The 22,882-nt window shown below is 71.7% G+C and carries 16 protein-coding genes and 1 other RNA gene; 10 read left to right on the forward strand and 7 right to left on the reverse strand.

Annotated features, from left to right (window positions below):
- Window positions 1-11: 11 nt before the first annotated feature.
- Window positions 12-386: a hypothetical protein gene (locus AB0903_RS26080; RefSeq protein ID WP_366706748.1), complete on the forward strand. Its 375-nt coding sequence runs from the start codon at window positions 12-14 to the stop codon at window positions 384-386.
- On the opposite strand, the gene AB0903_RS26085 is transcribed toward AB0903_RS26080, so the two are convergent.
- The 6 genes from AB0903_RS26085 to AB0903_RS26110 all read right to left on the reverse strand — a co-directional run bounded on the left by AB0903_RS26085 (window position 358) and on the right by AB0903_RS26110 (window position 12,615).
- Window positions 358-2,631, reverse strand: coding sequence for a bifunctional glycosyltransferase family 2 protein/CDP-glycerol:glycerophosphate glycerophosphotransferase (locus AB0903_RS26085; protein ID WP_366706750.1), 2,274 nt, complete (start codon window positions 2,629-2,631; stop codon window positions 358-360). The genes AB0903_RS26080 and AB0903_RS26085 overlap by 29 nt on opposite strands.
- 113 nt (window positions 2,632-2,744) lie before the next feature.
- Window positions 2,745-5,039 (reverse strand): CDP-glycerol glycerophosphotransferase family protein, encoded by a 2,295-nt coding sequence (locus AB0903_RS26090; protein WP_366706752.1) that lies wholly within the window; start codon window positions 5,037-5,039, stop codon window positions 2,745-2,747.
- 310 nt (window positions 5,040-5,349) lie between these two features.
- Window positions 5,350-6,261 carry a carbohydrate ABC transporter permease gene (locus tag AB0903_RS26095; protein WP_366706754.1) on the reverse strand — a complete coding sequence of 304 codons (912 nt, stop codon included), beginning with the start codon at window positions 6,259-6,261 and terminating at the stop codon, window positions 5,350-5,352.
- A 97-nt stretch (window positions 6,262-6,358) separates the two neighbouring features.
- The gene (locus AB0903_RS26100) at window positions 6,359-7,705 is read right to left on the reverse strand and encodes a sugar ABC transporter permease (RefSeq protein ID WP_366706756.1); all 1,347 of its coding nucleotides are present in this window, start codon (window positions 7,703-7,705) and stop codon (window positions 6,359-6,361) included.
- Window positions 7,706-7,709: 4 nt separating this feature from the next.
- Window positions 7,710-9,074 (reverse strand): ABC transporter substrate-binding protein, encoded by a 1,365-nt coding sequence (locus AB0903_RS26105; protein ID WP_366706758.1) that lies wholly within the window; start codon window positions 9,072-9,074, stop codon window positions 7,710-7,712.
- A 247-nt stretch (window positions 9,075-9,321) separates the two neighbouring features.
- A complete protein-coding gene (locus tag AB0903_RS26110; protein WP_366706781.1) occupies window positions 9,322-12,615 on the reverse strand; it encodes an FtsK/SpoIIIE domain-containing protein in 3,294 nt (1,097 codons plus the stop codon).
- A gap of 431 nt (window positions 12,616-13,046) precedes the next feature.
- Between AB0903_RS26110 and AB0903_RS26115 the strand changes: the two genes are divergently transcribed.
- The 4 genes from AB0903_RS26115 (at window position 13,047) to AB0903_RS26130 (ending at window position 18,267) form a co-directional block, all read left to right on the forward strand.
- Window positions 13,047-14,696, forward strand: a complete 1,650-nt coding sequence (locus tag AB0903_RS26115; RefSeq protein WP_366706760.1) for a serine/threonine-protein kinase — start codon at window positions 13,047-13,049, stop codon at window positions 14,694-14,696.
- A 129-nt stretch (window positions 14,697-14,825) separates the two neighbouring features.
- Complete coding sequence (locus AB0903_RS26120; RefSeq protein WP_366706762.1) at window positions 14,826-16,097, forward strand: serine/threonine-protein kinase; 1,272 nt, start codon at window positions 14,826-14,828, stop codon at window positions 16,095-16,097.
- Between the two features lie 120 nt (window positions 16,098-16,217).
- Window positions 16,218-17,324, forward strand: a complete 1,107-nt coding sequence (gene prfB / locus AB0903_RS26125; protein WP_366706764.1) for a peptide chain release factor 2 — start codon at window positions 16,218-16,220, stop codon at window positions 17,322-17,324.
- Window positions 17,325-17,592: 268 nt separating this feature from the next.
- Window positions 17,593-18,267: a hypothetical protein gene (locus AB0903_RS26130; protein ID WP_366706765.1), complete on the forward strand. Its 675-nt coding sequence runs from the start codon at window positions 17,593-17,595 to the stop codon at window positions 18,265-18,267.
- A gap of 90 nt (window positions 18,268-18,357) precedes the next feature.
- Here the strand turns inward: AB0903_RS26130 and AB0903_RS26135 are convergent, their stop codons facing one another.
- Window positions 18,358-18,549 (reverse strand): hypothetical protein, encoded by a 192-nt coding sequence (locus AB0903_RS26135; RefSeq protein ID WP_366706767.1) that lies wholly within the window; start codon window positions 18,547-18,549, stop codon window positions 18,358-18,360.
- 253 nt (window positions 18,550-18,802) lie between these two features.
- Between AB0903_RS26135 and ftsE the strand changes: the two genes are divergently transcribed.
- From ftsE to ssrA, 5 genes are all read left to right on the forward strand, one after another.
- Window positions 18,803-19,492 (forward strand): cell division ATP-binding protein FtsE, encoded by a 690-nt coding sequence (gene ftsE / locus AB0903_RS26140; protein ID WP_366706769.1) that lies wholly within the window; start codon window positions 18,803-18,805, stop codon window positions 19,490-19,492.
- Between the two features lie 40 nt (window positions 19,493-19,532).
- Window positions 19,533-20,450, forward strand: coding sequence for a permease-like cell division protein FtsX (gene ftsX, locus AB0903_RS26145; protein ID WP_366706771.1), 918 nt, complete (start codon window positions 19,533-19,535; stop codon window positions 20,448-20,450).
- A 67-nt stretch (window positions 20,451-20,517) separates the two neighbouring features.
- Entirely contained in the window at window positions 20,518-21,672 is a 1,155-nt protein-coding gene (locus AB0903_RS26150; RefSeq protein WP_366706773.1) for a S41 family peptidase, read from the forward strand.
- Window positions 21,673-21,690: 18 nt separating this feature from the next.
- On the forward strand, window positions 21,691-22,170 hold the full coding sequence (gene smpB, locus AB0903_RS26155) for an SsrA-binding protein SmpB (protein ID WP_366706775.1): 480 nt from the start codon (window positions 21,691-21,693) through the stop codon (window positions 22,168-22,170).
- A 101-nt stretch (window positions 22,171-22,271) separates the two neighbouring features.
- Window positions 22,272-22,641, forward strand: a transfer-messenger RNA (tmRNA) gene (gene ssrA / locus AB0903_RS26160).
- The last annotated feature ends 241 nt before the right edge of the window (window positions 22,642-22,882 follow it).

Raw genomic sequence — 22,882 nt, forward strand, 5'->3', positions numbered from 1 at the left:
GGAGGACCACCTTGGCGCTGCCCAGCCTGTTGCTGCTGCTCTTCGCGGTCTTCTCGTCGGCGGCCGGGCAGATCATGCTGAAACACGGCATGCGCTCGGCGGCAGCCGTCGCCGAGCACGGCGGAGGCTCCCTGATGGTGCGGGCCGCGACGAGCCCGTGGGTCGTCGTCGGCCTCGTCGTCTTCGGCGTCTCCGCGGTGGCCTGGATGTCGACGCTGGCCCAGGTGCCGCTGAACGTCGCCTATCCGTTCAACGCGCTGGGCTATCTGCTGATCGTGCTGGCCGGTTCCACGGTGCTGCACGAGCGGACCTCGATGTGGACCTGGGCCGGGTCGCTGATGGTGGTCGCCGGTCTGATCACCGTGATGGCCGGCCAGCAGCGCTGAGCGCCTCCCCCTCGGGGGCGTGCGCCTGGCGCGGCACCGCCACCGGGCGTCGCTCCGCGGGCGGTGTCACCGGCAGCAGGCCGGGCTCGCCCAGCAGCACCCGGCGTACGACGCGCTCCGCGGCCCGTCCGTCGTCGAAGGCGCAGAAGCGCTCCCGGAAGGCGGCGCGCAACTCGCGTGCCGCCTCGCCGTCCCAGGTGCCGTCCGAGAAGACCCGGATCAGCTCGTCCGTCGTACGGGTCACCGCCCCGGGCGTGTCACCGGGCGCACCGGAGAGCAGGTCGAAGCAGACACCGCGCACCGCCCGGTACGTCTCCCAGTCCGGTGCGTGGATCACGATCGGCCGGTCGAGGTTGGCGTAGTCGAACATCGCGGACGAGTAGTCGGTGACGAGCGCGTCCGCCGCCAGGTACAGCTCCTCGGCGCTCCCGTGCCCGGAGACGTCGAGGATGCCGGGGTGCTCGGCGAGACCGCTCTCGTCGTGGAAGTAGTGGGCCCGGACCAGCAGCACGGTGTCCTCGCCCAGCGCCTCGGCCACCCGTTCCAGATCGAGCCGGCAGGTGAAGGTCCGCTCGTAGTCGCGGAACGTCGGCGCGTACAGCAGGGCCCGCTGTCCGGGGCGGACACCGAGCGACTCCCGGACGGCGCGGATCCGGTCGGGGTCCGTGCCGACGAGGACGTCGTTGCGGGGGTAGCCGGTCTCCAGATGCTCCGCGGCGCTCGGGTAGGCGCCCGCCCAGCTCTCCGTCGAGTGCGGATTGGACGACAGGCTGAAGTCCCAGCGGTCCACCCGGCGCAGCAGGTCCTGGAAGTTCATGCCCTGCGCCGCCGCCGGGTACCGGGCCTGGCCCACGCCCATCACCTTCAGGGGTGTGCCGTGGTGGGTCATCACATGCACCTGCCCGCGCCGTTTGACCACGTGGTTGGGGAAGTTGACGTTGCTGAAGAAGTACGTGGCACGGGCCATCACCGCCCAGTAGCGCCGCGATCCCGGCACGACGTGGTCGATGCCGGGCGGCAGCGCGGCGGCGGCCTTCTGCGACACCACCCACACCCCGCGCACCCGGGGGGCCAGCTCCGCCGCCTTGCGGTGCACCGCCGCCGGGTTGCAGCTCACCCCGCGGTTCCAGTAGGCGCTGTAGACGGCGAGGTCGCGGTCCAGCGGCAGCAGCCGCTGGAGCCGGTAGTACAGCGGCGTGAGCCGTCGCGCCAGCCGCCCGCGCACGGCGGGTGCGACGGCGAGCAGCCCGCGGCGGACGGCGAGGGCCGCGTCGAGGGCCCGCAGCCGCCCCGCCCGGCCGCCGGTCAGCAGCCGCAGGCGCAGCGACCTGAGGCCGCCGTTCGCACGGTGCCCCGGCGGCAGATGGTCCCGGTGGAACGTTGCGACCGCCCGGACGTAGGCACGGCGGCGCCGTCGGAGCGTCCCGTACGTCTCCAGCAGCTCCCGCGCGGCCAGGTCGAAGAGCGGCCCGCGCACGGCCTCGAACCGCGGCGTGCCCCGCAGCGAGCAGAACAGGTCGCTGAACTGCTCGACCAGGTCGAGCTGCCCGGCCTGTTCGCCGGGCGAGCCAGCCTCCCGCGACTCCGCGAGGCCCGGCACATGACGCTGCCGGCGGTGCTCGACACAGGGCACCGGCAGGGCGGCGACCGTGTCGGCGGCGGCGAGCGTGCCCAGCGCGTACGGCCCGTCGCCGTGCCGGCCCGGCGCGAACGACGCCTGCCCGGTCTCGTGGAACTCGCGGCGCACCGCGCGGTTCCAGCACACCGCCGCCACCCCGAGCAGCTCCGGCCGGTCCGCGAGCGTACAGATCTCCGTGGTGCCCATGTCCTTGAGCAGCGACAAGGAGCGGCTGGCCTGCGGCGTGCCGCGGAACGGCGTACGGAGATGGCCGAACAGCAGCAGATCCGGGTCGGCCGCGTCCGCGAGCCGGTCGGCGATGCGCCGCAGCGCACCGGGCAGCAGCACATGCGTGCCTTCGAGGAACAGCAGGTAGTCGCCCTTCGCGTGCTCCGCCCCCGCCGTGCGCCGGCCGTCCGGGCCCGCCGGCTCCGCGAGATGGACGGCACGCACCCGAGGGTCGCCGGCGGCGATCTCGTCGAGCAGCCGGCCGGAGCCGTCGGGGCAGCCGTCGGCGACCCCGATGATCTCGAAGTCGGCGAACGACTGGGAGAGCACCGACTCCAGGCACTCGCGCAGGCTGCCGCGCACACGACGGACGGGGACGACGACGCTCAGACGGGGCATGGACACTCTTTCTCGCGTTCTTCTGTGGCTCAGTGGGACCGGCGGGGGGGAGTGTGGTCGGGACCGGCCGGGGCAGGGGAGGTCCGGCAAGACTCGGGCGGGTCCGGCCGGACTCAGACGCGCCGGTTGGGGACGAGGTCGCCGGGGCCCTGCTGGACGGGCACCCGGCCGGCCGGGTGCCGCGCCGGTGCGGCACCCGATGCGGGCGACTGTGCGGGCGCGGGCGCCGGGGTGCGCTGCTCCGGCGGGACGACGACCGGCAGACCCGCGCTCTCGCCCAGGAAGACGCGGCGCACGACGCGCTCGGCGGCGAACCCGTCGTCGTACGGGCAGAAGCGCTCGCGGAACGCGGCCCGCAGCCGCGTGGAGCGGGAGCCGCGCCAGTGGCCCGTCGCGAAGATGTCGACGAGCTCGTCCTCGGTGCGGGCGACCGCTCCCGGAGGGCACTCCCGCACGTCGAAGTACGTACCGCGGGCGGCCTGGTACGCCTCCCAGTCACCGGTGTGCAGGACGATCGGCCGGTCCAGGACCGCGTAGTCGAACATCAGGGACGAGTAGTCCGTGACGAGCGCGTCGGCCGCGAGGCACAGGGACTCGACCGAAGGGTGGCCGGAGACGTCGATGACCCGGTGGGCCGCGGGGCCGCTCAGCGGGGTGTCGCTGAAGTAGTGGGCGCGGGTGAGCAGCACGAACCGGGGGCCGAGAGCCGAGGCGAACCGTTCGATGTCGACCGGCGGCAGCTGGCTGCGCCGGTAGTCGCGGTGGGTCGGCGCGTAGAGGACCGCGACACGGTCCTCCGGGATGCCGAGCGAGGCGCGCAGCCGGGCCACGTCCTCGGCACCGGCGCGCTGGTAGACGTCGTTGCGGGGGTAGCCGTACTCGAGCACCGTGCACGCCGACGGGTACGCCCTCTCCCACACAAGGGTGGAGTGGCGGTTGGCGGAGAGCGCGTAGTCCCACTTGTCGGCGTTGGCGAGCAGCTGCCCGAAGTCCATGGAACGGGCGGCGGCCGGGCGTTCCTGCAGGTCGATGCCCATGGTCTTCAGCGGAGTGCCGTGGTGCGTCTGGACCATGATCTGGCCGGGCCGCTTGACCCACCGCCGGTCGAAGTTGACGTTGTTGACGAGGTACTTGGCGCGGGCGAGCGCCGACCAGTGACCGAACGACCCGGGCCGCAGCCGCCGTGTGCCGGCCGGGACGGTGTGGTGGTACGCCTCGTCCGCGATCCACGCCGTGCGGATGTGCGGCGCGAGTTCACGCACCTTCTCCTCGATGGCGGCCGGGTTGCAGGAGTAGCCGCGGTTCCAGTACGCGGAGAAGACCGCCAGGTCGGAGCGGACCGGCAGGCGCAGCTGGACGCGGTAGTGCACCCGCAGGGCCACGGCGCGCAGTGCGCGGCGGCCGCGCCCCGCGACGCTTCGGGCGCGTGAGCGCAGCCGGTCACCCGCCCACAGCGCGCGGTAGACCCGGTGACCGCCGGTCCGGATCAGCGCATGGCGCAGCCGGCCGCGCAGCGCGGGCGTCGCACCAGGCGTGCGGTAGCGGCGGCAGTGCGCGCGGGCCCGGCGGAAGAACTCGGCGCGGCTGCCGCGCGGCAGCCGGCCACGCGCCGTGGCCAGCGTCGAGAAGTGGTCGGCCATCCGCCGGTACAGGACCGGCCTCCAGTGCGCCAGGTCCGGTCGCGTGTCGAGAAACGCGAACACCCGGTCGTACTGGTCGAAGATGTCGAAGTGCTTGCGGCTGGTGGTGGCGAGGATGTTGCCGCCCTGGCGGCGCTGACGGTAGTGCACGCACACCCGGTCCAGGGTGGCGAGGCTGGACGCCGCCAGCAGCGCCGGATAGGTCCAGGGCGTGTCCTCGTAGTAGCCGGGCGGGAAGGTGAAGCCCTCCCGTTCGACGAACTCCCGCTTGTACGCCTTGTTCCAGACAACCATCAGCAGCTTGAGCAGGCCGGGCCGGTCCCGCAGGGCGAACGGAGCCGGGCCCTGCTCGGTCAGCAGCGCGGCGAACTTGTTCCGGGAGGTGTCCCCGGTCCAGTACGTGCGGGCGTAGTCGTAGACGAGGACGTCCGGATCGCCGGTCGTGGCGAGCCGTCCGGCGATGGCCTCGAGCGCACCGGGGACGAAGCTGTCGTCGCTGTCCAGGAAGAGAACGTAGTCGCCGCTCGCGCGGGCCAGCCCGGCGTTGCGCGCCTGGCCGAGCCCCACGTTCCTCGCGAGATGGACGGCCTGTACACGTGGATCGCGTGCGGCGAACTCGTCGATGATCGCACCGCAGGCGTCGGGCGAGCAGTCGTCGACCGCGATGAGTTCGAGGTCCGCGAAGGTCTGTGTCAGCACCGACTCCAGGCATTCATGGAGGTATGCCTGGACCTTGAACGCGGGCACGATGACGCTGAACCGGGGCACGTCACATCCATGGGTCGCGCGGGCAGGATGGCCCGAGAACGGCCAAAGGGGTGACTTGGTTACGCCGCACGTGGCATACGGGGGACCAACGGCGAATGGCACCCCGGTTACGGGGGTAACCGGGGCCGCCGTTCCGTACGCCCGTGTGCCCGTACGCGCGCGTGTCCGTGCGCCCGTGTGTTCGTATGTCCGCGTGTCCGCGTGTCCGCGTGTCCGCGTGTCCGCGTGTCCGTGCGCCCGTGCGCCCGTGCACCCGTGCGTCCGCGTGTCCGTGCGCCCCGTACGTCCGCGAGTCCGGCCCGTCAGCGGGTCACTTGACCGCGCCCGCCATCACGCCCGAGACGAACTGCCGCTGGAAGGCGAAGAACACCGCCAGCGGAATGATCACCGACACGAACGCGCCGGGCGCGAGTACGTCGATGTTGTTGCCGAACTGCCGTACCTGCCGCTGGAGTGCCACGGTGATCGGCGCGCTGTCGGAGTCGGCGAAGATCAGCGCCACCAGCATGTCGTTCCACACCCACAGGAACTGGAAGATGCCCAGCGAGGCGATCGCCGGACCGCCCAGCGGCATGACGACCCTGGTGAAGAGCCGGGTCTCGCCCGCGCCGTCGAGCCGTGCCGCCTCCAGCAGTTCGCGGGGGATCTCCGCGAAGAAGTTCCGCAGGAGGAAGATGGCGAACGGCAGGCCGAAGGCGACGTGGAAGAGGACGACACCGATCGTCGTCTCGAAGATGCCGACCACACCGAAGAGTTCGGAGACGGGCACCAGCGCGACCTGTACGGGGACCACCAGCAGACCGACGACCACCATGAACCACCAGTCGCGGCCGGGGAACTCCATCCAGGCGAACGCGTATCCGGCCAGCGCGCCGATGACCACGACCAGCACGGTGGCCGGGACGGTGATCATCACCGTGGAGAAGAGGGAACCGGTGATCGCCTCGTTCTCCAGCAGCCGCGAGTAGTTCTCCGTGGTGATCTGCGCCGGGGCGCTGAACACCGTCCACCAGCCGCTCGCCGCGATGTCACCGCTGTCGCGGAGGGAGGAGAGCAGCAGGCCGATGGTGGGCATCAGCCAGAACAGGGCGGCGAGGACCAGGAAGACCCGCAGCACGCCACCACCGGTGCGGGCCGCGATCCGCGTGGCGAGAGAGCGCTTCGCCCTGACGCCGGCCCCTTCGGCGGCGTCGGTCCTCCCCGTGGCGTCGGTCGCGCTCATCGCCGGGCCTCCCTTCGCATCCGCCTGATGGTGCTGTGCCTGCCCGGGGGGCGACCCCCGGACCCCCGGCAGGGGGCGGCTGTGCGGCATCGGGAGTTCATCGCCGGGTCTCCCTTCGCATCCGCCTGATGTTGAAGAACATCACCGGCAGCACCAGCAGAAGCAGCAGCACCGCGATCGCACTGCCGAGACCGAGGTCCGCGTCCGTGCCGAACGACGAGCGGTACAACTGGAGCGCGAGGACGTTCGCGTCGTCCTGGGAGGAGCCCGGCGCGATGATGAAGACCAGGTCGAAGATCTTCAGCACGTTGATCATCAGCGTGACCAGCACGACCGCGAGCACCGGCGCCAGGAGTGGCACCGTGATCCGTCGGAAGACCTGCCATTCGTTCGCGCCGTCGACCCTGGCCGCCTCCAGGAGTTCGCGCGGCACGCTCGCCAGTCCCGCCGCGATCAGCACCATGGCGAAGCCCGCCCACATCCATACGTAACTGCCGATGATCGCGGGTGTGACCAGGTTCGGGCCGAGCCAGTTGACACCGTTGTACGGCTCCCGGAAGTTGTCGGCCGGCAGCCGCAGCAGCGCGCCGTCCGCGGAGGCCGGAAGGGTGAACGTGCCGTCGGCCCCGGCGCGGGTCTCGGCCACCACCTTGCCGTCCTTGACCGCCTCCACCTCGATGCCCTTGAGGCCGAGTTCCTCGGAGTCGATGGCGTTCGGTTTGCCGCCGCCGCCCCGGGTGAAGTCCAGCCAGGCCGTGCCGTGGATCTTCCCGTCGCCGGGCTCCGGCGCCTTCGCCGGCTCCGCGTCGGACGGCATCTTCGCGGGCGCCACACCGACCAGGGGCAGTCGTACGGGAGTCCCGGCGGAGACCGGCTCCTTGGTCACGAACGCACCGCCGCCCGCGGCCTCGAGGGGATGGACCGGCAGCGGACGGGCCCTCGGGAAGCCGGCCGACTCGGTGAACGTGTCGTGCATGCCCACCCAGACCGCGTTGGCCACGCCGCGCTCCGGGTCCTGCTCGTACACGAGCCGGAAGATGATGCCCGCCGCGAGCATCGAGATCGCCATCGGCATGAAGACGATCAGCTTGAACGCGGTACCCCAGCGGACCCGTTCGGTGAGTACCGCGAAGATCAGGCCGAGCGCCGTGGACACGGTCGGTGCGACGACCACCCAGATCGCGTTGTTCTTGACCGCGGTGAGGATCGTGTCGTCGGTGAAGATCTCCACGTAGTTGCCGAGCCCGGCGAAGCCGTTGCCCGACTGGTCGAAGAAGGACCGGTAGAGGGAGTACCCGATCGGGTAGACCACGAGCGCGCCCAGCAGCACCAGCGCGGGCAGCAGGAAGCCGACCGCGACTATTTTACGTGTGCCTGTCACGCTCTTGCGCTTGTCGGCGGGGGGCACCGGCCGGGCCGAGCCCCCCGCGGTGACGGGCGTCACGGCGTCAGCTCTTGAACGCCTTGGCCGCCTCGGCCTCCAGCTTCTGCTGGGTGCCCGCGACATCCTTCGGGTTCTTCAGGAAGTCCTGGAGGATCTTCCACTCGCCCTTGCCGGGCGTCCCGCCGAACGACTGCGGCATCTGGTCGGACATGTCGAAGCGGACGTCGTCGCCCGCCGCGATCAGCGCCTTCGCGATGTCACGCTGCACGTCGTTCGGGTACGCGGCCACGTCGAGCGACTTGTTGGGCGAGAGGAAGCCGCCGGCGCCCGCCTGGATCGCCGCGGCGTCGGGGGACGCCAGGAAGGTCAGCAGCGCCTGGGCACCTCTGGTGTTCTTCAGCGCCACCGCCGCGTCCCCGCCGGTCACCACCGGCGGTTCGGCGCCGACGGCCGGGAACGGGAAGACCTTCGCGTCCTTACCGATCTCGGCGTCGGTCTGCGCGATGTTGACGGTCACGAAGTCACCCTCGAAGACCATCGCACTCTTGGGAGCGTCACCGCCGGTGAAGGTCTGGGTGACGGACGTGGGGAACTCGGTCTGGAGAGCGCCGTCCGTGCCGCCCGCGATCAGGTTCGGCTTGCCGAACAGCTCGCCGAGCGTGGTGAGGGCGTCCTTCACGGAGGGGTCGGTCCACTTGATCTCGTGCTTGGCGAGTCGGTCGTACTTCTCCGGGCCCGCCTGGGAGAGGTAGACGTTCTCGAACCAGTCGGTGAGCACCCAGCCATCGGCGCCCGCGACGGAGACCGGGGTGACGCCCGAGGCGGAGATCGTGTCCGCTGCCGACAGGAACTCGTCCCAGGTCTTCGGCTCAGTCGCCCCCGCGTTCTCGAAGACGGCGTTGTTGTACCAGATCAGGGACTTGTTGGCGGCCTTGTAGTACACGCCGTACTGCGTGCCGTCGACGGCGCCGAGCTCCTGCCAGCCCTTCGAGTAGTTCCTCTCCAGTTGCTCCTTGGCCTCCGGTCCGACCGGCTTGGCCCACTTGCGGGCCACCGACTGCCGGATCGCACCGACTTGAGGCAGCATCGCCACGTCCGGCGGGCTGCCGCCGGCGATCTTCGTACCGAGGAAGTTCACGATCGGGTCCTGCGCGGGCACGAAGGTCACCGTCGCACCGGTGCGCTTCTCGAACTCGTCCAGGACCTTGGTGAAGTTCTCCTGCTCGGGGCCGCTCCACACCGCGGCGACCTCGACCTTCTCGCCGTTCAGCTCGGGCAGCCGGACCGAAGAGGGGGACTCGCCGCCGTTCGTCGGACCCGCGTCACCCGGCTCGCCGCCGTCCTTGCCGCCGCCGCATCCGGTGAGGGCGAGGGCGCCGATCGCGGCGAACACCACTGCGGCCCTGCCCGTACGAAGAGTTCTGCGCATCACTGCCCCGTCTCTCCTGTGCGCTGCTGTACCCGACCTGTCGCGCCTCTCGACAGGTCTACGCCCGCGCTACGGGTGCCGCAATAGCGCCCCCGGCGGGTAACGCCCTTTCGTGATGGCCTCGTGACGTGACGTCAGGTCGATCAGCGGTGCACGGGCAGGGCGCGCGGGTGGCCCCGGGCAGGACGCGCGCGGCGCGGGGCAGGTGGTGGGCCGGGGCTCAGCGGCGGGACGGCGCCGGCGCCCGTCAGGGGTGGGCCGGGGCCAGTGGCGGGACGGGCGTCGCGTCCACCGACCGCGCCGCCCGCTCCAGCGCGCTGGCCAACAGCGCCAGGTCGGTCGGGCCGTTGCCCAGTTCGCGTAGGGGACGGCGGGTCGGCGGATCGCCCATCCGCTCCCACTCGAGCGGGACCACGGTGGGCCGCGACGTCGCCGTACGCGGTATGCGTCCGGTCACCCGGCCGCCCTGGAAGGTGGTCACCCGCCCGTCCGGATGCCCCAGCCGGCCACGGCCCGGTGCCGGGTCGTCCGGGCCGGGCGCAACCGGCGGCGCCTCCAGGACGACCCGCAGCCGGGCACCCTCGGCCAGTTGCGTGTCCGCGGTGCGGTCGGGCCGCGACGACGTGGCCACGAGATGGATGCCGAGCCGCCCGCCGTCCTTGGCCACCGCTTCCAGCGCCCGTACGACCGAACCGGCCGCCGGCCGGCCCGGGCTCCCCAGTGCCGGGGCCACCAACGCGTCGAAGTCGTCCACCAGCACCACCAGGCGCGGCAGCGGATCCGGCTCCCGGCTCTTCGTACGCCCGCCGGGCCGGAGCCTGAGCGTCCCGGAGGAGGGTGAGTCCAGATCGCCGCGCTGCTCGGCGGCGCTCGGCGGGCGCTGGCCCACCATCCGCTCGGCGACCTCGCGCCGGGTGCGCCACTCGGCGAAGTCCGCGACGCCGGCGTCGTCCAGCGCGGCCGTACGGCGCTTCAGTTCCGCCCCGAGCGCCTGGGCGAACGACCGCATCCGGACCGGATCGCTCGCCACCAGGTGCTCGGTCACGTGCGGCAGCTCGGTGCAGGCGGTCAGCCCGTCACCGCGCTCCCCGCCCGCGCCGTCGACCAGCAGCAGCCCGAGCCGGTCCGGGCGGCCCGCCGCAGCCAGGGACGCGGCGACCGAACGGAGCAGCTCCGTACGGCCGCTGCCCGCCGGGCCCTCGATCAGCAGATGCGGGCCCTCCTCTGTCAGGTCCACGGCCAGCGGCCCCCGCGGGCCGGCGCCGAGGACCACGGTCCCGTCACAGGCCGACGCCCAGCGCGCCATCAGCGACGCGGGGGTGGCCCGCGCCAGCTCCAACTCGTCCAGCAGCCGCGCGGAGGGCGGCAGCACGGCCGCCCTGCCGGGGCCGACGCTCGAGCCTTCCGCGCGCAGAGGGGCCAGCGCCCGCCCGAAGCGCTCGGCCCAGGCGGCGGACACCGCGTCCACCACACCGACGGTGCCGTGGCCCGCGGGCTGCCCGCCGGCCACCCGCATCAGGCGCAGCGCGGTCGCCACGTCTCCGGTCAGCAGGGCCGCGGCCCCGCACTCGCGGAACGGCAGCGACACCGCGCACGCCGACTCGTACGTCACGGCGACGGGGGAGAGCGGCGAGGCCGCGGCCGTTTCCGCCAGACAGATCAGATGGATGCCGGCGGCCCGGCCGGCACCGGCGAGCCGGGCCGTCGTCTCCCGCAGCGCCGCGGAACCCGGATCACCGTCGACGATCACCACGGTGCGCGGGCCGTCGTGCCGGTCGGCCGCCTCCATGACGGCCCGTCGGTCGGCGCCCGGCCAGCCGGGGCCGAGTGGGCCCTCGTCCAGCCGGCGCGACAGCTCCGCGGTGCGGGCGGTCGCCTGGTCGCGGTCGTACGCGAGCAGCAGCCGGCAGTCCTGGCCGTGCGCCGGGCGAAGATGCGGCAGCCAGCCGAGCCAGGCCCACTCGGCCCTGCGCTCCTCGACGCCCCGGGAGCGGTCCGCGCTGATCAGCACGATCTCCAGGTCGCCGGGGGAGTGCAGTGCGGCGAGCTGGGCGACCGCGGACCTGGCGAGGCCGGTGAGCCGTGCGCGCGGGCCGGCGAGCCCGAGCGAACCGGCCTCCTTCAGCGCGACGGTCACGGCCACGGAGGACAGCTCCGAGCGGTCGGCCGTACCGAGCCTGAGGACCAGCGCCTCCGGGTGGTCCGGGCCCCGCTCCCACAACCGGGGTCCGGGGCCGAGGGCGGTGAGCAGGACGGCCGCGGGGTCGGGCCAGCCGGCCACGACGGGCGCGGCAGCGGCGGCCACGGGCCCGGCCGGTCCGGTCTCCTCGGCCACCGGTCCGCCCCGCCCTCCGGCGAGCCGCCGGGCCCACGTCCCTATGCCGCGCCTGCGCCGGCCCGGCGACTCCGGGTCCGGGCCGGTGGCGGGCGTGTCGCTGCCGGGGACGTACTGCGCGGGCACCCGCGCCGCCGCGGCGTCGATGTGGTGCGTCTGCGCGGACCGGTTCCCCTCACGTCCCGCGCCGGACCGGCTCGCGACGTCGTACGGCCCGGCGTCCCGGCCGGTGGCGGCGTGGCCGGGCGCGGGCCCTGCGGCGGTGGTCCTGGGGGCGGTTCCGTCCCCGCGGCCCTGTGGACCGGTGCCGGGCGCGCCGTGGTCGGCCACGCCGGTGGCGGCGTAGGACCAGGTCGCGCCGCCGCCCGGCCGGTGAGCCGCGTCGGCGGTCGACACGGGGGCGACGGCCCCGGCCGGACGGGAGGGATCGGGACCGCGGTCTGCCCACGATGGTCCCGGCCCGCTGCCGCCGCTCGCGCCGGCCACCGGCCGATACCTGCCGGAGTCCGGCAGTCCGCGACCGTCCGCGACCGGAGCGCCACCCGGATCCGCGGCCGCGCCGCCGCCCGGGACGCGCAGGTGGCCCTCGCCGTCCGGCGTGGTGGGCAGCGCCGGGGGCGCGGCCCCCGGGGAGAGCCGGAGAGTCGACTCGCCGAGACGGAGCAGCGCGCCCGTCGGCAGGCGCACCGGGCGGCTGCCCACGGACGCGCCGTCGACCGTCGTGCCGTTCGTGGAGCCGAGGTCGGTCACCGTGACCGTGCCGTCGTCCGCGACGGTCACCGCGCAGTGCAGTCGGGAGACGTCGGGGTCGTCCAGCGGCACGTCCGCGTCGGCGGACCGGCCGATACTGATCCGGCCGCCGTGCAGCAGATGGACGCCGCCCGCGTCCGGTCCGGCGACGACGTGCAGCCGGGCCGGGACGTCGCTTCCGTGGAACTCGTCGTCGGCCGGTGACTGGAGGGCCAGCACGGCGCCGTCCACCAGCGGTGGTTCCCCCAGGGTGCGGCGCTGGAGGTCGAGGCGCTCCTGGCCCGCGTAGAGGACGACGGTCCCCGAGACGTCCGGGCCGGAGACGGCTGCGGCGAGGCCGGAGGCCACGGCGGCGAGCGCCGTGCCCGCGGGCGCGGTCACGATCACGTCGCAGGAACGTCCGGCGGACGCGGACTGTCCGCCGCGCGGCGCGAGAACAGTCAGCCGGATCTGCATCGCCGTCAGCCATCCCTTCTGCGCGGGGTGCCCGGCAGGGGAGCCGCCCAGACAGCCCCCACCCGGCAGGACGGCACGGGCCGGGGACTGGCTGCCCACGGCTCCGTGCTGTGGGCATCCTCGCATCCGCCGCCGACAACACGCCCGCCACCCACCCGTAAGTGATCTTGACCGGTCGGCCCGTAGGACAAGTCCGGACGGAAGAGCACCTGGTGGTGTCCCGTAAAGGTCATCCAGTGAACTACGGACGGAAGGGATCGTGATGTTCACTGCACGCGGACCCGGCAACCATCCGTACGATGCCCGCGTCTGTCTCTCGAACCGGGATGACAGGAAAGACACCCTCTAAAGTGGGTCGGACAACCCGGCGGACCGAAAACCATCCGGCGGACCGGGCCGGTGAGGACCATGATCAGCAGGGAGCGCATGACGTGCGGCCGGTAGGCAGCAAGTACCTGCTCGAGGAGCCACTCGGGCGCGGCGCCACGGGCACCGTCTGGCGAGCCCGTCAGAGGGAGACCGCGGGCGCGGAGGCGGCCGTCGCGGGCCAGCCCGGTGAGACCGTCGCGATCAAGGTCCTCAAAGAGGAGCTCGCGAACGACGCGGACGTGGTGATGCGTTTCCTCCGGGAGCGCTCCGTCCTGCTCCGCCTGACCCACCCGAACATCGTCCGCACCCGCGACCTCGTCGTCGAGGGGGACCTCCTCGCCCTGGTGATGGACCTGGTCGACGGCCCGGACCTGCATCGCTACCTGCGCGAGAGCGGCCCGCTCAGCCCGGTCGCGGCGTCGCTGATGACCGCCCAGATCGCGGACGCGCTCGCCTCCAGCCACGCCGACGGCGTCGTCCACCGCGACCTGAAGCCGGCGAACGTGCTGCTCAAGACGGACGCCGACGGCCGGATGCACCCGATGCTGACCGACTTCGGCATCGCGCGCCTCGCCGACTCCCCCGGGCTGACCAGGACCCACGAGTTCGTCGGCACCCCCGCGTACGTCGCGCCGGAGTCCGCGGAGGGCCGCCCGCAGACGTCGGCGGTCGACATCTACGGCGCGGGCATCCTCCTCTACGAACTGGTCACCGGGCGGCCCCCGTTCGCGGGCGGCACGGCGCTCGAGGTGCTGCATCGCCACCTCAGTGAGGAGCCCCGGCGTCCCACGACGGTCCCCGAGCCGCTGTGGACGGTCATCGAGCGCTGTCTGCGCAAGGAGCCGTCGGAGCGGCCCAGCGCAGAGAACCTCGCCCGTGGTCTGCGTACCGTCGCCGCCGGGGTCGGGGTGCACGCCAACGCCGCCCAGGTCGACGCCGCTCTCGGCGTCGGCGCGCTGCTGGCACCGGACCCGGCGCCGGCACCGGTTCCCGGCGCACCGGGCGCCTCCGACCCGACGCAGGTCCTGCCGAACACCGGCGGCGGCAGCTCGGCGTACGACCCGGCCGCCGCGACCAGCGTCATGCCGCAGACCGGGCAGCCCGCGCAGCCCGGCGGTACGGCCGACCCGACCGCCGTCATGCCACCCGTACCCCAGGGGCAGTCCGGCCCCGAGGAGCCGCACCCCTGGCAGAGCCAGCTCCGCGCCGCGCGTGACCGCAACGAGCAGACGCAGGTCCAGTACCTCGACCCGAGCCAGGACCCCCTGCGCCGCCGTCCGCAGCGCCAGGCCCCGCAGCAGCAGCCGCCGCAGAACCGGCAGCAGCAGCGACCGCCGCAGCGCCCCCAGCCGCAGCCGTACGCGCCGGCGCCGCAGCCACAGCGTCAGCAGTACGCCCCGCAGCAGCAGTACACGCCCCCGCAGCCGCCGCCCCAGCAGCCGCCCGCCCGGCGTCCGCCCCGGCAGCCGAGGCAGCGCGCCAACCCGATGCGCATCCCGGGGCTCGGCTGCCTCAAGGGCTGCCTGTTCACGGTGGTGCTGTTCATCGTCGCCGGCTGGCTGATCTGGGAGCTGACCCCTCTGCAGGGCTGGATCGCGGAGGGCAAGAGCTACTGGCAGGCGATCGGCGACGCCGTTTCGACGGTCACCGACTGGGTCTCGCAGATCGGCGAGGCGAAGGACACCGCCGACCAGATCGGTAACCAGCAGTAACCCTGTCGTTTTGTCGACTTCTGCGGGCCGACTTATCCCGCAGAAGTGGAGGTTGGCGCCATCCGGGGCACACAGCACCCGGTTGCCCGCGTACGTTGTGGGACAACGCCAGCCGCTGAGGGAGCAGTCTTGGCACGGAATATCGGCAGCCGGTACACGGCCCACCAGATCCTGGGCCGGGGCAGCGCCGGCACGGTGTGGCTCGGCGAAGGACCCGAAGGGCCCGTCGCCATCAAGCTCCTCCGTGAGGACCTCGCCTCCGACCAGGAGCTGGTCGGACGCTTCGTCCAGGAGCGCACCGCCCTGCTCGGACTCGACCACCCCAGAGTCGTGGGCGTCCGCGACCTCGTCGTCGACGGCAACGACCTCGCCCTCGTGATGCAACTCGTGCGCGGCACCGATCTGCGCACCCGGCTCGACCGTGAGCGCCGTCTCGCGCCGGAGGCCGCGGTCGCGATCGTCGCGGACGTCGCCGACGGCCTCGCGGCCGCCCACGCCTCGGGCGTCGTGCACCGGGACGTCAAGCCGGAGAACATCCTGCTCGACATGGAAGGACCGCTCGGGCCCGCCGGCTCGCACCCCGCGCTCCTCACCGACTTCGGTGTCGCCAAGCTGATCGACACCCCGCGCCGCACCAAGGCGCCGCGCCCCGCCGGGGGCGCCGCGCCGAACCCGTCGGGCATCATCGGCACCCCCGACTACATCGCGCCCGAGATCATCGAGGGACTGCCGCCCCGCGCGGCCGTCGACATCTACGCGCTCGCCACGGTCCTGTACGAGCTGCTGGCCGGCTTCACCCCCTTCGGCGGCGGGCACCCCGGCGCCGTCCTGCGCCGCCACGTCACCGAGACCGTGGTGCCGCTGCCCGGCATCCCCGACGAGCTCTGGCAGCTCATCGTCCAGTGCCTGGCGAAGGCCCCCGCCTCCCGGCTGCGCGCCTCCGAGGTGGCGTCCCGGCTGCACGACCTGCTGCCTGCGCTCGCGGGCATGCCGCCCCTGGACGTCGACGAGCCCGACGCGGAGCAGCCCGCGGAGCCGTACGAGAACGTCACGCAGCCCGCTCCCGGCGAGCAGCGCCGCCGAGGCGCCGTGCCGCTGGTCCCGGGCGCCGCACCGGCCGACTCCAACCGGGACACCCACACGTCGATGCGCGTCCCCGCCCCCGACGAGCTCGCGGGCGGCGCCCACGGCACGGCCCGGGCCCCCCGCACGCCCGGTCAGCGCAGGCCGGGCTCCGCCCGGAACCGGGCCGCCGCGGTGCGCAGGCGCCGTATCACGTTCGGTGTCGTCGCTCTCGCCGTGGCCGCGGCGGTCGGAGTCGGCGGCTGGCTGGCCACCGCCGGCGACGACGGCCAGGTGCCTCCTCAGGACAACCGGCAGTCGGCGCCCGCGGAGCCGTAGGACACCGCGGGCGCCGACTGCCGGTTCCCGGGCCGGCATGGAAGGCGCCGTCCGGTTGCGCCGGACCCCAGGCGCCCGGGGGCAGCACTGGTCCGTCCGCTCAGCCGTTACGCTGGACCCGTGGCAGTCGTCGATGTATCCGAAGAGCTGAAGTCCCTTTCCTCGACCATGGGGTCGATCGAGGCCGTTCTGGACCTCGACAGGATGAGGGCAGACATCGCCGTGCTCGAGGAGCAGGCGGCGGCACCGTCCCTGTGGGACGACCCCGACGCGGCGCAGAAGATCACCAGCAAGCTTTCGCATCTGCAGGCCGGGGTCCGCAAGGCCGAGGCGCTCCGCTCCCGCATCGACGACCTCGAGGTCCTCTTCGAGCTCGCCGAGGCCGAGGACGACCCGGACGCCCTCGCCGAGGCGGAAGCCGAACTGGCCGAGGTGCGCAGGGCCCTCGACGAGCTGGAGGTCCGCACCCTCCTCTCCGGTGAGTACGACGAGCGCGAGGCCCTCGTGACCATCCGCGCCGAGGCCGGTGGTGTCGACGCCTCCGACTTCGCGGAGCGCCTCCAGCGCATGTACCTGCGCTGGGCCGAGCGGCACGACTACAAGACCGAGATCTACGAGACGTCGTACGCGGAAGAGGCCGGCATCAAGTCGACCACCTTCGTCGTCCACGCCCCGTACGCGTACGGCACCCTCTCCGTCGAGCAGGGCACGCACCGCCTGGTCCGCATCTCGCCGTTCGACAATCAGGGGCGCCGCCAGACGTCCTTCTCGGGCGTCGAGGTGCTGCCCGTCGTCGAGCAGACCGACCACATCGACATCCCGGAGAACGATCTGCGTATCGACGTGTACCGGTCCTCCGGACCCGGCGGCCAGTCCGTCAACACCACGGACTCCGCCGTCCGCATCACGCACATCCCGACCGGCGTCGTGGTCTCCTGCCAGAACGAGAAGTCGCAGATCCAGAACAAGGCGTCCGCGCTGCGCGTCCTCCAGGCCCGCCTGCTGGAGCGCCAGCGCCAGGAGGATCGCGCCAAGATGGACGCCCTGAAGGGCGACGGCGGCAGCTCCTGGGGGAACCAGATGCGTTCGTACGTCCTGCACCCTTACCAGATGGTCAAGGACCTGCGTACCGAATTCGAGGTCGGCAACCCCCAGTCGGTGCTCGACGGCGAGATCGACGGTTTCCTCGAGGCGGGAATTCGCTGGCGCAAGCAGCAGGAGAAGTAGCGGAGCGCTTTGTCGACAAGGTAACTGCCGTCCTTGGGGCGGCAGTTCCTTTTTATGTCACAGTTGCATGCCCGCAGGTCAGGCAACTGACAGTATTTCGGACATTGCGTCTGCTAACGACCTTGACGCGCTTTCGAAAACTGGGAAGGGTGACGCGCGGCATGCGTACTTATGGGGCGCGTGTGAACGGGGGCGCGGCACAACGGCCCCTGGATCCACTGCCCCTGACGCAGCTCCACTTACGAGAGCTACTGGGGGTAGCAGTTACATGACGAAGAACACGCGGATCCGTGTCGCGCGTATAGCCGCCGGCGCAGTGATCGCCGCGGGTGCGTCGCTGACCGCCGCCGGCGCGGCGCAGGCATTCGACCTGACCGGTGAGGCCGAGGTCGCCGGCATCGGTGTCGAGGCCGAGGTCGGCATCAACAACGAGGGTGAGAACGGTCCCGGTGCTGTGACCAGCGGCTCGACCGGTGGTGGCGACTCGACCGGTGGTACGGGTGGTGACGACTCGACCGGCGGCACGGGTGGTGGCGACTCGACCGGTGGTACGGGTGGTGACGACTCGACCGGCGGTACGGGTGGTGACGACTCGACCGGTGGTACGGGTGGTGACGACTCCACCGGCGGCAACGGCAACTCGGGCGGCAACGGCAACTCGGGCGGCAACGGCGGTGGCGACACCGACGGCAACGGTCCCGACACCGACGGTGGCGACGACGGCGTGATCGACGGTGACGCCCCGGTCGGCGGTGGTGACGGAACCGACACCGACAGCGCCGGTTCGCAGCCGGTCCAGCAGGGTGAGGTCAAGGAGGAGCTGGCGGAGACCGGCGCCGCCGAGACCACGTTCCTGCTGATCGGTGCCGCCACGATGATCGCCGGTGGCATCGGCTTCCGGATGCTGCCGCGTCTCGTGGCCGGTGGCCGTGCCGTCGCCTAAGCGACGCAGGCGGTAACGCAGCACGGGAAGAGCCCGGGGCCGACGGCCCCGGGCTCTTCCTCGTCTCGCGCGACTGCCGCCTGCGCCGCCCTACGCGGTCTGCGCCGCCAGGAGGGCCACGGCGGCCACCAGCACCACCAGCAGGGCAAGCAACGCCGCCGGGCTCAGGCCGGCCAGCGGCCCGTCCTGCTGCAGTCGCTCACGATTGGCCCGGCAGACCGGGCAGCGGCCCTCGGTGACGGGTGCCGCGCAGTTGGCGCACACCAATCGGTCATAGGTCATGCGCTCTCCTCCTCACCGCGCGCCGGGGCCGCAAGGTGCGCGGACCGCAAGCACATTTCTCTCCCGACAACGCTCAGGGAAACGCGACTGTTCCCCTACCACTGTGCCAGCTCGCGCGCTTTTCGGCGCGGCCCGCCGGATTTGCCCTTGGACGTGAGCGGACAAAATGCGCAAGTCAGGACGGGGACTGCGCGGCCGTGGCGCAGTCGCGTAAGGTCACGCTCACCTACTCCCGGCCGACCGTGGTGCACCCGTGATCCGATTCGACAACGTCTCCAAGACCTATCCCAGGCAGAACCGTCCTGCCCTGCGCGACGTCTCCCTCGAGATCGAGAAGGGCGAGTTCGTCTTTCTCGTCGGCTCGTCCGGTTCGGGCAAGTCGACGTTCCTGCGGCTGGTCCTTCGTGAGGAGCGCGCGAGCCAGGGACTGGTCCATGTCCTCGGCAAGGACCTGGCCCGGCTCTCCAACTGGAAGGTGCCGCAGATGCGCCGCCAGCTGGGCACCGTGTTCCAGGACTTCCGCCTCCTGCCCAACAAGACCGTCGCTCAGAACGTGGCGTTCGCGCAGGAGGTCATCGGCAAGCCGCGCGGTGAGATCCGCAAGGCCGTACCCCAGGTGCTCGACCTCGTGGGACTCGGCGGCAAGGAGGAACGGATGCCCGGCGAGCTCTCCGGTGGTGAGCAGCAGCGCGTGGCGATCGCCCGGGCCTTCGTCAACCGCCCCATGCTGCTCATCGCGGACGAGCCGACGGGAAACCTCGACCCGCAGACCTCCGTCGGCATCATGAAGCTGCTCGACAGGATCAACCGCACCGGCACCACCGTGATCATGGCGACGCACGACCAGAACATCGTCGACCAGATGCGCAAGCGCGTCATCGAGCTCGAACAGGGCCGTCTCGTCCGCGACCAGGCCCGCGGGGTCTACGGCTACCAGCACTGAGCCCGGACAGACTGCAAGACTGAAAGGCTGACAGCACGCCATGCGCGCCCAGTTCGTGATGTCGGAGATCGGGGTCGGTCTCCGCCGCAATCTCACGATGACCTTCGCGGTGATCGTCTCCGTAGCCCTGTCGCTCGCCCTGTTCGGCGGTGCGCTGCTCATGCGTGAGCAGGTCAGCACGATGAAGGACTTCTGGTACGACAAGGTCAACGTCTCCATCTTCCTCTGCAACAAGAACGACGCGGCGACCTCGCCGCAGTGCTCCAAGGGAGCCGTCACCACCGCGCAGAAGGAACAGATCGAGGCCGATCTGAAGAAGATGGACGTCGTCGACAAGGTTCACCACGAGACGGCGGAACAGGCGTACAAGCACTACCGCGAGCAGTACGGCGACACCCCCATCGCGTCCACGATCACCCCGGACCAGATGCAGGAGTCGTTCCGGGTGAAGCTGGACGACCCGGAGAAGTACAAGGTCGTGGCGACCGCGTTCGCCGGCCGGGACGGTGTCCAGTCGGTCCAGGACCAGCGCAACATCCTGGAGAACCTCTTCTCCCTGATGAACGGCATGAACGTGGCGGCGATCTTCGTCATGGGACTGATGCTGGTCATCGCGCTGATGCTCATCGTCAACACCGTGCGCGTCTCCGCGTTCAGCCGTCGGCGTGAGACCGGCATCATGCGGCTCGTCGGAGCGTCGAGCTTCTACATCCAGATGCCGTTCATCATGGAGGCCGCCTTCGCGGGCCTGTTGGGCGGTGTGGTCGCCTCCTTGATGCTGCTGGTGGGCCGTTACTTCCTGATCGACCATGGTCTGGCGCTCTCCGAGAAGATGCAGCTGGTCAACTTCATCGGCTGGGACGCCGTGATCACCAAGTTGCCCCTGGTACTGGCGATCGGGCTGCTGATGCCCGCCGTGGCCGCTTTCATCGCATTGCGCAAGTACCTGAAGGTGTGACAAGTGCCCCGGGCGTCGTGCGGACAACCTCCGTACGGCGCCCTTTGCTTGTCCTAGACTCATCGCCATGTCGGGCCCCGAGTTCAGTCCCCGGCCCCACGGCATGCGCCGCGGGGCTGCCCTGACTTTGGTCTTCGGAGTCGTCCTGGCCACGGCCGCGGCCACCAACTGCCTGCCGCAGGACGAGACCTCCGCACCCCCTCCGCTCTCCGCCCGTGCCGCCGCCGCGACGGTGGACCGCGAGGTCGTGGCCCGCGCCGCAGCCGAGGCCGCGGCGGAGGGCAAGTCGGGGACGGAGGCGGCCGAAGAGGTCGTCAGTCGCAGCGGCGACCGCTGGGGCGCCGTGTACGACAAGCAGGAGTACGAGGAGTTCCGCAAGGCGCTCGACGGCGAGTACACCGGCGTGGGTCTCGGTACGAGACGCGCCGGCGGCCGGGTCGAGATCGCCGGTGTGCAGCGGGACAGTCCCGCCGAGCGGGCCGGGATCAGGGTCGGCGACCGGCTCCTCTCGATCGACGGCAAGGAGGCGGCCCGGCGGCCGGTCACCGAGGTCGTGGCGCTGCTCCGCGGCGGCAGCGGCACCGAGGTGGTCCTGGAGCTGGAGCGGGACGGGCGCCGCTGGTCCGAGACGCTCACCCGCGCATTGCTGACCACCGAGACGGTCACCGTGGAGCACCTCGCGGACGGGGCCGTCCTGATCAGGATCTCCTCGTTCACCACGGGCTCCGGCGAGCGGGTGCGGCGGGCCGTGCGCAATGCCCCCGCGGGCGCCGGTGTCCTGCTCGACCTGCGGGGCAACGAAGGCGGTCTGGTGTCGGAGGCGGTCACCGCCGCGTCGGCCTTCCTCGACGGCGGCCTCGTCGCCACGTACGACGTACGCGGCCGGCAGCGGGCCCTCCACGCGGAGCAGGGCGGCGACACGGACCGGCCCGTCGTCACCCTCGTCGACGCGGGCACCATGAGCGCCGCCGAACTCGTCACCGGGGCGCTCAAGGACCGTGGCCGCGCGGTGACGGTCGGTACCCGCACCTTCGGCAAGGGCTCGGTGCAGATGCCGAGCAGGCTGCCTGACGGATCGGTCGCCGAACTCACGGTCGGTCACTACCGGACTCCTTCGGGGCACAGCGTCGACGGCAAGGGCATCACGCCGGACCTGGTGGCGCCGGAGGGCGCCGAAAAACGGGCGCAGACGGTATTGAGTGGCCTCGGAGGCGGGTCGTAGTGCGAAAATGACCGCACTATGGCTAAGGAAACAGGGCGCAAGCTGATCGCGCAGAACAAGAAGGCGCGGCACGACTACCACATTCTCGACACCTACGAGTGCGGTCTCGTGCTGACGGGTACCGAGGTGAAGTCGCTGCGCCAGGGGCGGGCCTCGCTGGCGGACGGCTTCGTGCAGATCGACGGCAACGAGGCGTGGCTGCACAACGTCCACGTGCCGGAGTACAGCCAGGGCACCTGGACCAACCACAGCGCCCGCCGCAGGCGGAAGCTGCTGATGCACCGGGCGGAGATCGACAAGCTCGAGTCCAAGTCGCAGGAGACCGGGCACACGATCGTCCCGCTGGCGCTGTACTTCAAGGACGGCCGGGCGAAGGTCGAGATCGCCCTGGCGAAGGGCAAGAAGGAGTACGACAAGCGGCAGACGCTGCGCGAGAAGCAGGACCGCCGCGAGGCGGAGCGCGCGGTGTCGGCGGTCCGGCGGAGGGCGCGCGGCTGACCCCGGGGAATACGCTGGCATCGGGGTGCGTTGGTCACGTACGATGGCACCTGCCCCGCGAGACGGGGCGCCGCCCCACCAGGGGCTTGAAAAATACACATGGGGATGATCGGTTTCGACAGCGGATGTCGAAGCAGGGGAAGCGTGTCGAGGAAGCGGCAATGATCTCGTAAACCATATGTCGCAAACAATAATCGCCAACACCAAGCGCGATTCCTTCGCCCTCGCTGCCTAAGTAGCGACTTGCGAAGTGTCAGCCCGGGGCTGTTCCCGACCCGGATCCTGGCATCAGCTAGGGAACTAAACCTCTGGGCCCGGTCACGGGGCGTAGAGGGAAATCAAACAGTGACTGAGCCCGTCGGAGACTTGTTCGCGTGATCTCCGGGGCCGAGAAAATCGCAGCGAACTGCACACGGAGAAGCCCTGATTCTGCACCGTTGGACGCGGGTTCGATTCCCGCCATCTCCACTCATCCCATGTAAGCCTCCGGCCCGCGGAAACATCCGCGGGCCGGAGGTTTTTCATGTGTGCGTGTGAGTGCCCCGTGTCGCTCCACGCCCTCCTGGCCCCTGAGGGCGGGCCCTGGCGGCCTGTTCTTCAGCCGGCGAAGGACCCGGGAAGGCGCCGCTCACGGCCGTGGGGGAACGGCCCCCCACGGCCGTGGGGGGGGGGGGGGGGGGGGGGCGGCGGCGGGAGAAGCCCAACGCCGCGG

It is taken from the genome of Streptomyces sp. NPDC048389, assembly GCF_040706335.1.
In the GTDB taxonomy this organism is placed as follows: Bacteria; Actinomycetota; Actinomycetes; order Streptomycetales; family Streptomycetaceae; genus Streptomyces.

Excerpts from the sequence above, each read along its gene's own strand:
- AB0903_RS26085 (WP_366706750.1), bottom strand. The coding sequence starts at position 2,631 with ATGCCCCGTCTGAGCGTCGTCGTCCCCGTCCGTCGTGTGCGCGGCAGC.
- AB0903_RS26095 (WP_366706754.1), bottom strand. The coding sequence starts at position 6,261 with ATGAGCGCGACCGACGCCACGGGGAGGACCGACGCCGCCGAAGGGGCC.
- AB0903_RS26105 (WP_366706758.1), bottom strand. The coding sequence starts at position 9,074 with ATGCGCAGAACTCTTCGTACGGGCAGGGCCGCAGTGGTGTTCGCCGCG.
- AB0903_RS26110 (WP_366706781.1), bottom strand. The coding sequence starts at position 12,615 with ATGCAGATCCGGCTGACTGTTCTCGCGCCGCGCGGCGGACAGTCCGCG.
- AB0903_RS26130 (WP_366706765.1), top strand. The coding sequence starts at position 17,593 with ATGACGAAGAACACGCGGATCCGTGTCGCGCGTATAGCCGCCGGCGCA.
- AB0903_RS26135 (WP_366706767.1), bottom strand. The coding sequence starts at position 18,549 with ATGACCTATGACCGATTGGTGTGCGCCAACTGCGCGGCACCCGTCACC.
- ftsX (WP_366706771.1), top strand. The coding sequence starts at position 19,533 with ATGCGCGCCCAGTTCGTGATGTCGGAGATCGGGGTCGGTCTCCGCCGC.
- AB0903_RS26150 (WP_366706773.1), top strand. The coding sequence starts at position 20,518 with ATGTCGGGCCCCGAGTTCAGTCCCCGGCCCCACGGCATGCGCCGCGGG.
- smpB (WP_366706775.1), top strand. The coding sequence starts at position 21,691 with ATGGCTAAGGAAACAGGGCGCAAGCTGATCGCGCAGAACAAGAAGGCG.